Origin of the sequence: Halorubrum trapanicum (genome assembly GCF_002355655.1) — an archaeon.
GTDB lineage: Archaea > Halobacteriota > Halobacteria > Halobacteriales > Haloferacaceae > Halorubrum > Halorubrum trapanicum_A.
In genome coordinates, this window is sequence record NZ_AP017569.1 from 1,826,077 (window position 1) to 1,839,146 (window position 13,070).

At 71.6% G+C, this 13,070-nt stretch carries 11 protein-coding genes; 5 read left to right on the forward strand and 6 right to left on the reverse strand.

Features of this window, described 5'->3' with window-relative positions:
- Nucleotides 1-64: 64 nt before the first annotated feature.
- Nucleotides 65-427, reverse strand: a complete 363-nt coding sequence (locus CPZ01_RS08800; protein WP_096394374.1) for a TRAM domain-containing protein — start codon at nucleotides 425-427, stop codon at nucleotides 65-67.
- Nucleotides 428-643: 216 nt separating this feature from the next.
- Between CPZ01_RS08800 and CPZ01_RS08805 the strand changes: the two genes are divergently transcribed.
- Nucleotides 644-2,986, forward strand: a complete 2,343-nt coding sequence (locus CPZ01_RS08805; RefSeq protein ID WP_096394375.1) for a DEAD/DEAH box helicase — start codon at nucleotides 644-646, stop codon at nucleotides 2,984-2,986.
- 640 nt (nucleotides 2,987-3,626) lie between these two features.
- On the forward strand, nucleotides 3,627-4,427 hold the full coding sequence (locus CPZ01_RS08810; RefSeq protein WP_172863948.1) for a PDDEXK family nuclease: 801 nt from the start codon (nucleotides 3,627-3,629) through the stop codon (nucleotides 4,425-4,427).
- Nucleotides 4,428-4,438: 11 nt separating this feature from the next.
- Here the strand turns inward: CPZ01_RS08810 and CPZ01_RS08815 are convergent, their stop codons facing one another.
- From CPZ01_RS08815 to CPZ01_RS08825, 3 genes are all read right to left on the reverse strand, one after another.
- Nucleotides 4,439-5,425 carry a tyrosine--tRNA ligase gene (locus CPZ01_RS08815; RefSeq protein WP_096394376.1) on the reverse strand — a complete coding sequence of 329 codons (987 nt, stop codon included), beginning with the start codon at nucleotides 5,423-5,425 and terminating at the stop codon, nucleotides 4,439-4,441.
- A gap of 76 nt (nucleotides 5,426-5,501) precedes the next feature.
- The gene (locus CPZ01_RS08820; protein ID WP_096394377.1) at nucleotides 5,502-7,565 is read right to left on the reverse strand and encodes a DUF460 domain-containing protein; all 2,064 of its coding nucleotides are present in this window, start codon (nucleotides 7,563-7,565) and stop codon (nucleotides 5,502-5,504) included.
- Between the two features lie 76 nt (nucleotides 7,566-7,641).
- Entirely contained in the window at nucleotides 7,642-8,826 is a 1,185-nt protein-coding gene (locus CPZ01_RS08825) for a CBS domain-containing protein (protein WP_096394378.1), read from the reverse strand.
- Between the two features lie 55 nt (nucleotides 8,827-8,881).
- Between CPZ01_RS08825 and CPZ01_RS08830 the strand changes: the two genes are divergently transcribed.
- Complete coding sequence (locus CPZ01_RS08830; RefSeq protein ID WP_096394379.1) at nucleotides 8,882-9,262, forward strand: cupin domain-containing protein; 381 nt, start codon at nucleotides 8,882-8,884, stop codon at nucleotides 9,260-9,262.
- A gap of 50 nt (nucleotides 9,263-9,312) precedes the next feature.
- Here the strand turns inward: CPZ01_RS08830 and CPZ01_RS08835 are convergent, their stop codons facing one another.
- Together CPZ01_RS08835 and CPZ01_RS08840 are read right to left on the reverse strand one after the other, a co-directional pair.
- Nucleotides 9,313-10,116, reverse strand: coding sequence for a M14 family metallopeptidase (locus CPZ01_RS08835; protein WP_096394380.1), 804 nt, complete (start codon nucleotides 10,114-10,116; stop codon nucleotides 9,313-9,315).
- Between the two features lie 83 nt (nucleotides 10,117-10,199).
- Complete coding sequence (locus CPZ01_RS08840; RefSeq protein ID WP_096394381.1) at nucleotides 10,200-10,766, reverse strand: DUF309 domain-containing protein; 567 nt, start codon at nucleotides 10,764-10,766, stop codon at nucleotides 10,200-10,202.
- A 111-nt stretch (nucleotides 10,767-10,877) separates the two neighbouring features.
- Between CPZ01_RS08840 and CPZ01_RS08845 the strand changes: the two genes are divergently transcribed.
- Nucleotides 10,878-11,759: an EamA family transporter gene (locus CPZ01_RS08845; protein WP_096394382.1), complete on the forward strand. Its 882-nt coding sequence runs from the start codon at nucleotides 10,878-10,880 to the stop codon at nucleotides 11,757-11,759.
- Nucleotides 11,760-11,950: 191 nt separating this feature from the next.
- Nucleotides 11,951-13,009 (forward strand): PAS domain-containing sensor histidine kinase, encoded by a 1,059-nt coding sequence (locus CPZ01_RS08850; protein WP_096394383.1) that lies wholly within the window; start codon nucleotides 11,951-11,953, stop codon nucleotides 13,007-13,009.
- Nucleotides 13,010-13,070: the final 61 nt, after the last annotated feature.

Below are 13,070 nucleotides of genomic sequence, written 5' to 3' on the forward strand. Positions count from 1 at the left end.
TCGGGGCGGACGTGGTCGCGTGGCGGGGGTGGGAAGCCACGGCACGCTCTCGCCGCGCCTCCGATTACGCGCGCCCGACGAACGTCGCGTCGGCGGAGGTGCGCCCCTCGTTGAACGAGAGTACCTTCGCGCGGATCACGTCGCCCGTTTCGAGCCCGCCCGGGATGTCCTCGGTGAAGAGAACGAACCCCTCGACCTTGCCGACGGCGACCTCCTCGCCGGAGTGGTGGTCGGTGAGCTCGGTGACGCCGAACTCGTACGTCTCGCCGATCTCGACCGGCGGGTCGCGCTCCTGAGCCGCGTCGTGGGCGCGCTTGGACTCGCGCGCGTCGGCGGAGGGGCCGCGGAGCCGTCGGGCGAGCACGAACAGCGCGATCAGCGCGACCGCGACGGCGAGGCCGACGACGAGCGGCGAGGTGGGAATCATACCCGGGCGGTCGACCGGGACCACCTAAACGGTGTGGGTCGGCGGCGACGTTTCGACGGTCGATGGCGGTACCTCGCGACGCCGTCGCCGCCCACTCGCGACCGGCCCGGTCCCGCCGCGCCCGCATGAGAAACGCCTTTGCCCTCGAAGCCCCCCTCTCGATCCGATGCGACACAGCCGCGGTTCCCGACGGCTCGCGCACGGGTGTGGTGTGCCGTGAAGGTCGCGGACGCGGTGCCGGAGTTCGCCGACGCCTTCGGGTTCGACGAGTTCAACCGGATGCAACGGGAGGCGCTCCCGGGCATCCTGGAGACCGACCACAACGTCGTCGCGTCGGCGCCGACGGCCTCCGGAAAGACGGCGCTCGCCGAGCTCGCGATCTGCCGGACCCTCGCGGCGGGCGGGACCGCTCTCTTCATCGCGCCGCTGCGGGCGCTCACCAACGAGAAGGAGAGCGAGTGGGAGCGGTTCGAGGAACTCGGCTACTCCGTCTACGTCGTCTCGGGCGAGCGCGACCTCAACCCCCGGCGCGCCGAGCGCGCGGACGTGCTGGTGACGACGCCCGAGAAGGCCGACAGCGCGACGCGGAAGCACGACTCCGCGCGCTACTCGTTCATCACCGACGTGGACTGCGTCGTCATCGACGAGGTCCACCTGCTCGACTCCGAGAAGCGCGGCGCGGTCCTCGAAGTCACCGTCTCGCGGCTCCGCCGGCTCCAGGACCCGCGCGTCGTCGCGCTGTCGGCGACGATGCCGAACATCGACGACGTCGCGGAGTGGCTCGACGCCCCCGCGGAGACGACGTACGCGTTCGGCGACGAGTACCGCCCGGTCGACTTAGAGACCGGGGTGAAGACGTACTCGCACGGGTCGAACGCGTTCGCCGACAAGTACCGCCGGCTCTACCGCGCGCTCGACTTAGCCGAGCCGCACGTCCGCGAGGACGGGCAGGCCTTGGTGTTCGTCTCCTCGCGGCAGGACACGGTCCAGGCGGCCAAGAAGGCGCGCGACGAGATCACCGAGCGCGACATCCCGATCGACTCGCGGGACGACTACGACTTCCACAACGAGGCCAAGGAGCTGACCAACGACACGCTCCGCCAGTCGGTCACCGACGGCGTCGGCTTCCACCACGCCGGGCTCGGGAAAGCGGACCGCGACCGCGTCGAGGAGTGGTTCAAGCGGGGGAAGATCAAGTTCCTCTTCTCGACGTCGACGCTCGCGTGGGGGGTGAACCTCCCCGCCCGCTGCGTCGTCATCCGGGACACGAAGTACCACGACCCGCTGGAGGGGGAGACGGACATCTCGCCGCTCGACGTGCTCCAGATGCTCGGCCGCGCCGGGCGCCCGGAGTACGACGACGTGGGGTACGGCTGGGTGGTCTGCGACCGCGCCGACGCGGACAAGTACCGGAAGCTGCTGCGCGAGGGCAAAGAGATCGAGTCGCGGCTCGCGGCCGACCTCGAGTCGCACCTCAACGCCGAGATCGCGATGGGGACGATCCGCGGGCTGGAGGACGTGATGGCGTGGCTGGAGACCACCTTCTACTACGTCCGCGCGCAGTCCGAGCCCGAGGCGTACGACTTCCCGACGCTCCGGGACCGCGTGCGCGACACGCTCGAATCGCTCGTCGACGACGGGTTCGTCGCGGCCGACGACGACCTCGCGATCGAGCCGACCGGACTCGGGCGCCTCGCCTCGAAGTACTACCTCCGCCTGGACACCGCGCGCCGCTTCCGGCGCCTCGCCGACCGCGAGACGCTGACGGTCGACTCCGTGTTGGAGACCGTCGCCTCGGCCGGCGAGTTCGACTCCGTCTCGGCGCGCTCGGCCGAGTCGGACGCGATCGACCGAATTCTCGACGGGCGCGACACGGACTTGGAGGACGGCCACCGCAAGGTGTTCGCCATCCTGCTCGCCGGGATGGCGGACTCGATCCCCTCGGACCTCCGGTCGGACGCGTGGGTGATCCGGCAGAACGCGCTGCGCCTGCTCGCCGCGCTCGCGGAGTTCCTCGACCGCTTCGCCGGCCCGCGCGCCGCCAACCTCGCCCGCCGCGTCGAGGCGCGCGTCGAGCACGGCGTCTCCCGCGAGGCGGTCGCGCTCACGGCGATCGAGGGCGTCGGCTCCGGCCGCGCCGAGCGCCTCGCGGACGCCGGTCTCACCTCGCCCGCCGACGTGGTCGACGCCGGCGCGAAAGACCTCGAAAACGCCGGGATGAGCGGCTCCGTCGCGGAGCGCATCGTCGACGCCGCGCGCGACTGCCCCCGGATCGACGTCGACTGGGGAGAGTTCCCGGAGGCCATCGCGGTCGGCGAAAACGAGATGTGCGAGGTCGCCGTGACCGCCGTCTCCGGGAGCGCTCGCGCCGGGATCCGGGTCACCGTCAACGACGTGGAGATGACCGCGACGACGACGTACCTCGACGGCGAGGCGACGGTCCCGGTGGGCGTGTTCGGCCCACCGGACGCCGACGAACTGGAGTTCGTCGTCGAGGTCGTCTTCCCGGACCTGCCGCTGCTGCCCGTCACCGCGACCCGGACGGTTCGGGTGGCGTAGGCGAGCCGGCGTCTGACCCCGATTTTGCGAACTGTCACCAGCAATCGGGTATTTAAATACCACCACCGGTGGCGTCGATAGTTTATAAATAAACGAGGCGGTGGCGTGCGCCTCCGAGCGCCCCTTGGGCGCGAGGAGCACGCGCGAGGGAGTCGCTGGCGCCGACGGCGCCAGCGACGAGGCTGGGGAGGCGTGAGGCTGCGGTCCCGCGAGCGACCGGAGGGAGCGAGCGGGAGCACGGAAGACGCGGCGCCAAGCGAAGCGAGGCGCCGCGTCTTCCGGCGGTGCTTGCGGGGCGGGGCTCAAAGGGGCAGCCGTGAGGGCGAAGCACGCCGCAGTAAGCACCGCAACGAGGGAGCGCCAGCGACCGAGTGAGGCGCGCAGCAAGGCGCGCGAGCCCTCACGGCTGGGGCTTTGGCGGTGTTCGGCGCCGATCCGCAGTCATCTACTTATAAACGAGCGGCTGGGGCTTTGGTGGTGTCCACCGTTACTCTGGTATCAGCCATTTATAAATAAACGACCGGAGCGTCAGAGCGATTCGCCACCTCGTCCCTCCATTAGTGTTCACCGCGACCCGCCACGTATCCCACATAAACCCCCGCAACGAGCGCTTTTCACCCATACCGCGGCCACCCGCCCCATGCCGCAACGACTCCGCGTGCTGGCCGGCGACTGCGTAGTGACCGACCGCGGCGACCGCACCCGCACCCACCGCGGGCGCGTCGTCGTCCTGATCAAACCGGACGACACGACGCTCGTCCACGACGCCGACGGCTACCAGCCCGTCGCGTGGCTCACCCGCCCCGAGAGCGTCGTCGTCGAGGGCGACGGCGACGGGTTCACCGTCACCGCCCGCGACGGCTCCCGCCGACTCCGGGTGGTCGCGGAGGAGGCGACCGCGAGCCGCGCGCTCCCGGTCACCGAGGCGGGCGTTCCGGTCGGGACCTGCCCCGAGGACGGCGGGCCGCTCGTCCGCTCGCGGGGCGATGTGGTGTGCCTCGACTGCGAGGAACGCTGGGGGCTCCCGGCCGGCGCGAGCGTGACGGACGCGACCTGCGACGACTGCGGGCTCCCGAAGATCCGGGTCGAGCGCGGCGAGCCGTTCCACCTCTGTCTCGACCCCGCCTGCGACCCGATGGAGGACGCCGTCAGCGACCGGTTCGACGGAGTTTGGGACTGTCCCGACTGCGATGGCGACCTCCGCGTCCGATTCGCGCCCGGCCGCGTCTACCTCGCCTGCGAGAACGACCCCGACTGCGAGACCACCTTCTCGTTCCCGGCGGGCGTCGTCGTCGACGAGTGCGACTGCGGGCTCCCCGTCTTCGAGACGGCGGCCGGGCTGGGCTGTCTGGACGGCACCTGTCCGCTCGACGGGCACACGATAGACGGCGAAAAGACGGAGAACGGAACGGCGGAAACGCCGGATCCGAACACCGGATAGCGTCGCGTCGACTACTCCGCGAGCTGCTGGCGGCCCGGCGCGATGAGGCGGTCGAGGTACTCCGCGAGCGCGCCCTTCGCGTCCGCGGGGTGGAGCTCGCCGGACTCCAAGTCGGCCTCCAGGTCGTCGTAGGCGTCGTACTCCAAGTCGCCGCCGTACTCCTCCGGGCGCTCGACGGTCACCGCGTCGAAGCGCGGGAACACGTGGTACTCGAACACCTGGAGGACGGGGTTCTCGCGCGACTCCCCCTCGTCGGTCGGCTCGGGGTCGGCCGTCGGCGGGCAGTAGGCGTCGTTCACCTTCGACTCGATGTCCTCGCGGGAGTCCTCCATCGAGATGGTGACGCCCTCGCTGGAGGACATCTTCCCGCGGCCGGTCCCGAGGTCGGCGATGAGTGGCGTGTGGAGGCTCGTCGGCGGCTCGCGGTCGATGCTCGGCAGCACGTCGCGCGCGAGCATGTGGACCTTGCGCTGCTCCATCCCGCCGACCGCGAGGTCGACGCCGAGGTACGGGATGTCGAGCGCCTGCATCAGCGGGTAGACGGCCTGCGACACCTTCACGGAGTCGCCGGAGGTGATCTCGGCCATCGCCCGCTCGGCGCGGGCGAGCGTCGTCTCCAGCTCTAAGGCGTGGAGGTCGAGGGTGTAGTCGTCGTCGAGCTGGAAATCGGAGCCGAGGACGAACTGGGTGTTCGACTCGTCGAGCCCGTAGGCGATGAACTGGTCGCGCATGCGCTCGGCGGTGTGGCGGATCTCCTCGAACGACCCCTTGTCGTTGAGGTAGGCGTGTACGTCGGCCAAAAGGACCGTCACCTCGAATCCCGCCTTCTGGAGGTCGATCAGCTTGTTCGCGGTGAGCATGTGACCGATGTGGAGGACTCCCGAGGGCTCGTAGCCGACGTACGCCCGCTTGCCCTCGGGGTCGTCGGCCAGCGCCTCGATCTCCTCTTCGGTGACCACCTCGGCCGCGTTCCGGGTGATCAGCTCGTGAGCGTCCATACCTCCGAGTGTGCGTTCCCGGACATATGACTTCTGGATGCGTGCGATCGCGTCCCGAACGAGGCGGCGGTGCGCCTCAGTCGCTCTCCTCGGTCTCGGGCAGCGTCCGCCCCGCCCGGTGTTCGGAGATGATCCGGTCGATCCGCTCGGCCTTCTCGTCGCGCCGGCGCTCCTCGGCGCGCTCCTCCCAGTCGTCGACGGCGTCAGCGAGTGCCTCCTCGCTCGCGACCGCCAGCTCGTCCACCTCGCGGACCGGCACCGCGTCCGCGGGCACCACCGGAACCCCTCGGTCGAACAGCACCGCGTCCGCGACGTCCGAGAGGTTCCCCTCGCCGCGGATCACCGCCCGCGGCTCCGTCTCCGCGAGCCGCTCGGCGGTTCGACGCCCGGCTCCCGACGCGTCCCGGAGGAACACCACGTCGCCGGCGACGAGCCCGTACGCCTCGTCGGCGGCGTCGAGCGCGTCGAGCGTGAACTGCTCGACGACCTTCACGCTCACGAGCCCCCGTCCCTCCGCGACGTCGCCGAAGTTCGAGTGGTCGAGCCGCCACAGCTCCTTTAACGTCTCCACCTTCCGTTCGAGATCCTCGACGCGCTCTTGGGCCTCGTCGCGCTCGCGCTCCAACCGGTCCGTCTCGCGCTCCAGCCGCGAGACCGCCCGCCGCTCGCGCGCCTCGATGCGCTCCTCGCGTTTCGCCTCCTCCAGCTCCGACTCCAGCTCCGCGATCCGATCGTCGCGCTCGTCGAGGTCCTCCTCCAGCGACTCGGCGTGCGACTCCAGCCGGTCGACGCGCTCGCGGAGCCGGCGGATCGTCTCCTCCTCCTCGGTGCGCTCGGGCTCGGTGGGGTCCGCCTCGTCGCCGTCGCCGTCGCCGCTCCCGCCACCGCCGCTCCCGTCGTCCTCGCTCAGGTCGTCGATGACGGCCTCGACCGACGAACCGCCCGCGACGACGCCGGCGATCACCGCCCCGCGGTCGAGCCGCGGCGGGGTCTTCGCCGCGATCCGCTCGAACTGGTCCTCGTGGTCGTCGTAGGCGTACAGCGCGGCCGCGAGCGCGTCGCGCTCGTGGTCGTTGTCGTAGCTCGCCTCGCGGGTGCGGTGGAGCTTCTCGTCGACCGGGAGGTCGGTGGTGGGGCGCCAGCCGGCGGCGTCGAACGATCGCCGGAACTTCTCGACGGTCTCCGGCATCGGCTCGACGTCGGCCGCGACGATGATCGGTCGGCCCTGCTCGACGATCCACTCGGTCACCGCGGCGGTGTCGCCGGTCCGCGAGGAGTAGAGGGCGTGGACGGTGCCGTCGAGCCCGACGACCGCGGCCGCGGTGGTGGTGCCGGGATCGATCCCGACGATGACGCGGTCGCGCCGCTTCACGAGGGGCTCGTACTCGATGCCGTCGCGGCGCTCGCGCTCGACCTCGACGCGCACGTCGCCGGCCCGCGAGTCCGAGACCGGAATGTCCTCGGGGCGCGCCTCGACGGTGAACGTCGCGTTCGCGTAGCCGCCGTACTTCTCGGTCACGTCCCGCTCGAACGAGAGGTTCGCCTCCTGTAGCTTCGACTGGACCTGCCGCGTCCGCTTCTTCACGTTGCCGTGGATGCGCCGGGTGTAGCGGTCCTGGCTCCACCCGCCTTTGCCCGTCGAGCGCCCGCGAGACACCTTCACCCGCGTCTCGTCGGTGAACGCGGTCACCTCGTGGCCGACGTTGGCCGCGGCGAGCCGCGCCGACGCTTCCGCCTCCTTCATCGGTTCCTTCCCGTAGGGGATCCCGTGCCGGGAGGCGACCCGCGAGAGCGGCTCCGGGCGCTCCGCGCCGGTCACCTGGACGAGCCTGGTGCCGTCCGGGAGCGACCGGAGGAAGTTGACGAGCTCTCCCTTGTCCGCCGCCAGCTCGTAGGCGTTGTCCGTGGCGACGTAGAGCGGTTCGCGGTCGTCGATCAGGCGGCAGAGCTTTCGGAAGGAGACCACGTCGCGGGTGACCCGGGCCATCGGGCCCTCGGCGTCGGGCGCGTCCGGGTCGTCCTCGTCGACGGGATCGAGGATAACGAGCGCGTAGGAGGGGCTGTCGCCGCGGACGTCGCCGCTGTGGACGTCGACGCCGAACACCGGCCGGTCGCGGGCGCGGATGGTCCGGGTTGTCACGGGCCGAGGTAGGTCGTTGCCGCGTATATACCCCACGCCGGGGGAGACGACCGCTCGGCGCCGAGCCGCCGAGTCCTCAGAGGATTCGCGGCTCGTCGCCCGCCCCCTGCTGCCGCCCGCTGATGATCCCGGGCGTGCCGCCGGTCTGGATGATGTTGAACGCGGTCATCAGGTCCGACCGGGAGATGAGGCCGACGAGCTCGCCGTCGGCGTCGACCACGGGGAGCCGCCCGACGCCGTGCTCCTGCATCGTCTGGAGCGCGGTCAGGGCGTCGGCGTTCGGGTCGGCGGCGACGATGTCCGTCGCCATCACGTCGTCGACGCGGTAGGCGTCGCGCTCGACCTCGCGGACCGAGCGGGCGTCCTCTAAGGTGACCATCCCGACGAGCTCGCCGCCGTCGAGGACGGGGTAGCCCGTGTGGCGCTCCTCGAACATCCGGCCCATCAGGTCGGCGACGGAGGTGTCCTCCGACACCGTGTGGAGGTCCCCGCGAGGCGTCATGATGTCGGTGACGGTGACGCCCTCGAAGGCGGCCTTCAGGGTCGTCTGCTGCGCCTCGCCCGAGGCGGCGATGTAGACGAAGAAGGCGAGGACGATGAGCAGCAGCTGGAACGTGAACAGGCCGATAATCCCCATCAGGAACGCGAACACCTTCCCGACGGCGGCGGCTCGCTGGGTCGCCTGCGCGTGCGGCTGGTTCCGCGCGAGCAGCGCCCGGAGGACTCGGCCGCCGTCCATCGGGAACGCAGGGAGCATGTTGAAGCCGGCGAGGACGACGTTCAGCAGCGCGAGGTAGCCGAACACGAAGCGGAGGGCGTCGGAGCCGCCAGCGCCGACGAGGACGACCCCGTAGCAGGCGACCCCGACCGCGACGCTGACGAGCGGGCCGGCGATCGCGATCCAGAACTCGTGTTTCCAGTCCTCGGGGAACTCCTTGAAGCTGGCCAGCCCGCCGAGCAGCCACAGGGTGATCGACTCGATCTCGTACCCGTAGCGCATCGCGACCAGCGAGTGCCCGAACTCGTGGAGCAACACGCCGACGAACAGCCCCACCGCGGCCGCCAGCCCGAGCAGCCACGGGGTGTTCCCGGCCGCGACCGCGCCCGCGTCGATCCCGAGTCCGGCGACCTCGTTCATCACCTCGGCGATCTCTCCCACCTGCCCGCCGATGAGGTACGCGAACAGCGGTAAGACGATCAGAAAGGTCCAGTTGAGCCGGATGGGGATGCCGAACGCGCTCCCGACCTTGATTCCACGCATACCACGGCGTTCGGTCGGTGATCGGTTAAATACACGGCTCCCCTCAGTGTCGGCCATGACCGACGCACGCGGTTCCGGTCCGGTCGTGAAGCGCGGCGAAGACGTCGACTACGAGCCCGTCGACGCCGCCGAGGGGCTCTCGAAGGGCGTCCTCCTCGACGAGTCCGACGGCGCCCCGACCTTCGCGATGCGCCGGTTCGAGCTCGCGCCGGGCGCCGCGGTCCCCCGCCATACCAACGCGGTCGAACACGAGCAGTACGTCCTCGCCGGCGAGTACGTCGTCGGGATCGGCGACGAGGAGCGTCGGGTGTCTCCCGGCGACGCGCTCCTCATCCCCGCGGGCGTCGAACACTGGTACCGCAACGAGGGCGACGAGCCCGGCGCGTTCATCTGCGCGGTGCCGAACGGCGACGACACCATCGAGCTCGTCGAGTAGGAAGCCGAGGCCGACCGCGCTCGCCGGGGTCGGAGCGGGAGGCGCGCCGGCTACTCCAGCGTCCCGACGCGGTCGGCGACGTAGCCGAACTGGTCGCGGTAGCCGTTCGGCGACAGCAGCACGGGGTAGAACGCCTCGTCGGCCAGCAGCGGCTCGCCGTCGGCGGCCGCGAACCGCTCGCCGGCCTCGACGCGCTCGAAGTTGCGCGCGAACACCTCGTAGGTGTCTGCCGCGGGCTTCGGGATCCGCTCGCGGAGCCGGAACACCGGGACGTCCTCGCGGCCGCCGACGTCGAGTACGTCGTCGGCGCCGGGCGCGGAGACGGCCCCGGTCGCGGCGAGGAACGCGCGGGCGAGCCAGTAGGCGTTGTCGGCGGCGGCGTCGGAGCCCTGGAGCCCCGCCTCCACTTCGAGCGTGTGCGGGTGTTCGATGAGCCGGCCCTCGGTGAACGCGTCCGTCTGGATCACGGCGTCGACGGGGAGGTGCGGCGCGACGGCGCGCGTCACCTCGTCCATCGAGTCGATGACGGCGAACGGCTCGGCGTACGACTGCGTCGAGTGGATCGCGAGGGTCGTACACCCCTCCAGCGCGTCGACGAGCTCGGCCGCGAGCCGCACCTCGTGGGCCGCCGCGTCGCGGTTGCCCGGGAACACCCGATTCAGGTCGGCGTCGAGGTACCGCTCGCCGGCCGCGAGCGCCTCCTCGTTGGCGACGATCAGCCGCACCGGGCGCTCGGGGGCGAGGTCGGCGTCGAGCAGGCGCTCGACGGCGCGGGCGCCGCAGGGCTCGTCGCCGTGAATGGCGCCGACCACGGCGACCTCGGGCTCCCCGTCGCCCAGATCGTAAACTTCCATACGACTTCCAGGCGGGCGGCGGATAAGTGGCGTTCGGATCCGCGACGCCCCGGAGGCGACCCCGCCGCCCGCACCGAGGGATCTCAGTGCCCCTCGTCCACCCGCTCCGCGTACTCGTAGTCCGCGGGGTAGGCGGGGGGCCGCGCGTCGTCGAGGGCGATCCGCCAGCCGTCGACCGCGCTCGGATCGTCGAGCGCGGCGCGGAGGGTCTCCCGGACGTCGTCGACGTCGACGCCGTAGAAGTCGCCGGGGACGCCGTCGAGGTACTGGAGCGCGGTCTCGAACAGCGACCGCATCCCGGCGTCGTTCTCGAAGTCGACGCGCTTGTACGCGCCGGCCGCGACCTGGACCATCCCGTGGAGGAAGGCGCTCTCGACCGTGCCGCTGCCGTAGTTGTACCACTCGCTCTCGAAGCAGTCGTGGCTCTCGTGGTAGGCGCCGTCGTTGAACAGCCGCACGCCGTGTTCGGTCGCGCGCCGCAGCGTCGCGTGCTCCCAGTAGCCGCCGACTGCGTGCGCGTCGGGCGGCCCGCCCGACGACTCGTCCTCGTCGCCCGCCCCGGACTCGTCGGGGCCGGCGTCGCCCGCGTGCCACCCGGTCGGGTTCCCGAGCGGCGGGGCGACGCCCGGGTCGCGGGTGTGGTCGTCCATGTGCGGGCCGTTCACGCGGGAGCGACCTAACCGTTTCGCGGGAGCGGGGGACGAACCGGCTCGGGACCGGATCGAACCCTTCTTTCCCCCGGTCGCGCTCGGGGAGAACGAATGGACGCCGGACTCCTCGCCGCGCTCGGCGCCGCCGTCGTCTGGGGGGCGTACCTCTTCGTCCTGAAGCGCGCCTTCGCCGACTATCCCCCCGCCGCGCTGACGGTGGCGATAAACGCCGCGGCGCTCGGGTGGTTCCTCGCTGCGACCGGGCTCACGGTCGGCTTCGGCGACGCCGCGGCCGGGCTGGCCGGGCTCGTCGTCCCGCGGCGGTTCGCCGTCGTCGCCGTCACGAGCCTCGCGACGGCCGCGGCGTTCGTGCTCTTCCTGCGCGCCATCGAGAACGGGGCGGTGTCGTACGTCGCGCCGATCAACAAGGTCGTCCCGATGTTCGTCCTCCCGCTGGAGGTCGGGCTGCTCGGGCAGGTGTTAGCGCCGATCCAGGTCGCCGGCGTCGTCGTCACCACGCTCGCCGTGTACGTCGCGAACTACGAGCCGGGCAGCTTCTTCGCGCCGCTCGCGCGGGCCGCCCGATCGCGACCCGCGCAGCTGGCGCTCGCGAGCGCGGCCTGCTACGCGGTCGCCGACGTGGGCAAGCGGGTCGCGCTTCAGGAGCTCGCGATTCCCGGCACGCTCTGGGTGCCGCTGCTGCTCGCGGGCGTCGCGGTCGTGCTGCTCCCCGCGGCGGTCCGGAGTCCGATCGAGGCGAGCCGCGACGACGTCCCGAAGTTCCTCGCGGCCGGCGCGCTCGTCGCGCTGGGCGAGCACCTGACGACGGTCGCGTTCGCGGCGCTGCCCGCGAGCGTCGCCTCCCCGGTGATCAACACGCAGGCGATCGTCGCGGTCGTCCTCGGGGGCGTGCTGCTCGGCGAGCGCCACTTCCGGCTCCGGCTCGTCGCGGCCGTCCTCGCGGTCGTCGGCGTCGCGATGATCGCGGGCTGAGGCGGCGCGTGGGGCGGACGGCGCGTGAGGGGAGACGGCGCATGAGGGGAGACCGCACGTGAGGGGAGACGGTGCGTGAGACGAGGCGGCGCGCGAGACGAGGCGGTGCGCGGGACGAGCCGCCCCCCGCCTCCCCCGTCACGTCTGCCGCTACCCGAGAGACACTTGACCGTTCGGCCCGTACCATTCGTATGAACTCCTCGCCGGAGTCAAGCGCGATCGACCACGCCGAGTCGATCGTGAACGCCCTCGGCGACGGCGCGTACGTCCTCGACGCCGACCGGAACCGCGTGTTCGTCAACGACCGGCTCCGCGAGGTGACCGGCTTCGACGAGGACGTGCTCCACGCGAAACACCCCGAGCGACTCGTCGAGGAGGGGTACTGGAGCGAGGAGGCGGGAGACCGCCACCGGGCGGCCGTCGAGCGCGTCCTCGCAGGCGAGGCCGACGACGAGCGCGTCCAGCTCACGACGACGCTCGCGGACGGCGGCGAGGTGACCACCGAGACCCGGCTGACGCCGATCGAGCGCGACGGCGCGGTCGTCGGCGCGGTCGGCGTCATCCGCGACGTCACGGACCGCGTCGAGCGCGAACGCGAGCTGGAGCGGCTCAACGAGCGGCTCGAACGGCTCGCCGGCTTCCTCTCGCACGACCTCCGGAATCCCCTGTCGGTCGTCAGCGGCTACGTCGACCTCGCCCGCGAGACGGGCGACACCGAGCGGCTGGCGGCCGCCGAGGAGGCGCTCGACCGGATCGAGGCGATGATCGACGAGGCGCTGGTGATGGCCCGCGACCCGGACGCCGTCGAGACCGCGGACGCCGCGGTCGACCTCGCGGAGCTCGCCGCCGACTGCTTGGAGTCGGGCGACTTCGGCGACTGCCCGGCCGGCGCCGACCTCGTCGTCGAGGACCCCGGGCCGGTAACCGGCGATCCGACCCTCCTCCGGCGCGCCGTCGGGAACCTCATCGGCAACGCCTTCGACCACGGCGGCGACGAGCCCACGGTCCGGGTCGGCGTCGACGACCGCGGGGTGTACGTGGCCGACGACGGTCCGGGGCTTCCGAACGACGAGCAGGCGCGCGCGGAACTGACCGACTTCGGCGTCTCTCACGGCGGCGGCACCGGGATCGGGCTCGCCATCGTCGAGCGCGTCGCGGCCGCGCACGACTGGACGCTCGAGATCGGCGAGTCGGCCGAGGGCGGGTTCCGGGCGACGCTGGTCGGTGCCGGGCGGACCGAGACGCGGTAGCGACCTCTCTGTGCGGACGAACCGCGACGGATCGGCACCGGCGTCGAGTTTCATACTACTG

What these genes read in the sequence shown, in the direction of transcription:
- CPZ01_RS08815 (WP_096394376.1), bottom strand. Translation starts at nt 5,425, where the DNA reads ATGGACGCTCACGAGCTGATCACCCGGAACGCGGCCGAGGTGGTCACC.
- CPZ01_RS08825 (WP_096394378.1), bottom strand. Translation starts at nt 8,826, where the DNA reads ATGCGTGGAATCAAGGTCGGGAGCGCGTTCGGCATCCCCATCCGGCTC.
- CPZ01_RS08845 (WP_096394382.1), top strand. Translation starts at nt 10,878, where the DNA reads ATGGACGCCGGACTCCTCGCCGCGCTCGGCGCCGCCGTCGTCTGGGGG.
- CPZ01_RS08800 (WP_096394374.1), bottom strand. Translation starts at nt 427, where the DNA reads ATGATTCCCACCTCGCCGCTCGTCGTCGGCCTCGCCGTCGCGGTCGCG.
- CPZ01_RS08835 (WP_096394380.1), bottom strand. Translation starts at nt 10,116, where the DNA reads ATGGAAGTTTACGATCTGGGCGACGGGGAGCCCGAGGTCGCCGTGGTC.
- CPZ01_RS08840 (WP_096394381.1), bottom strand. Translation starts at nt 10,766, where the DNA reads ATGGACGACCACACCCGCGACCCGGGCGTCGCCCCGCCGCTCGGGAAC.
- CPZ01_RS08810 (WP_172863948.1), top strand. Translation starts at nt 3,627, where the DNA reads ATGCCGCAACGACTCCGCGTGCTGGCCGGCGACTGCGTAGTGACCGAC.
- CPZ01_RS08830 (WP_096394379.1), top strand. Translation starts at nt 8,882, where the DNA reads ATGACCGACGCACGCGGTTCCGGTCCGGTCGTGAAGCGCGGCGAAGAC.
- CPZ01_RS08850 (WP_096394383.1), top strand. Translation starts at nt 11,951, where the DNA reads ATGAACTCCTCGCCGGAGTCAAGCGCGATCGACCACGCCGAGTCGATC.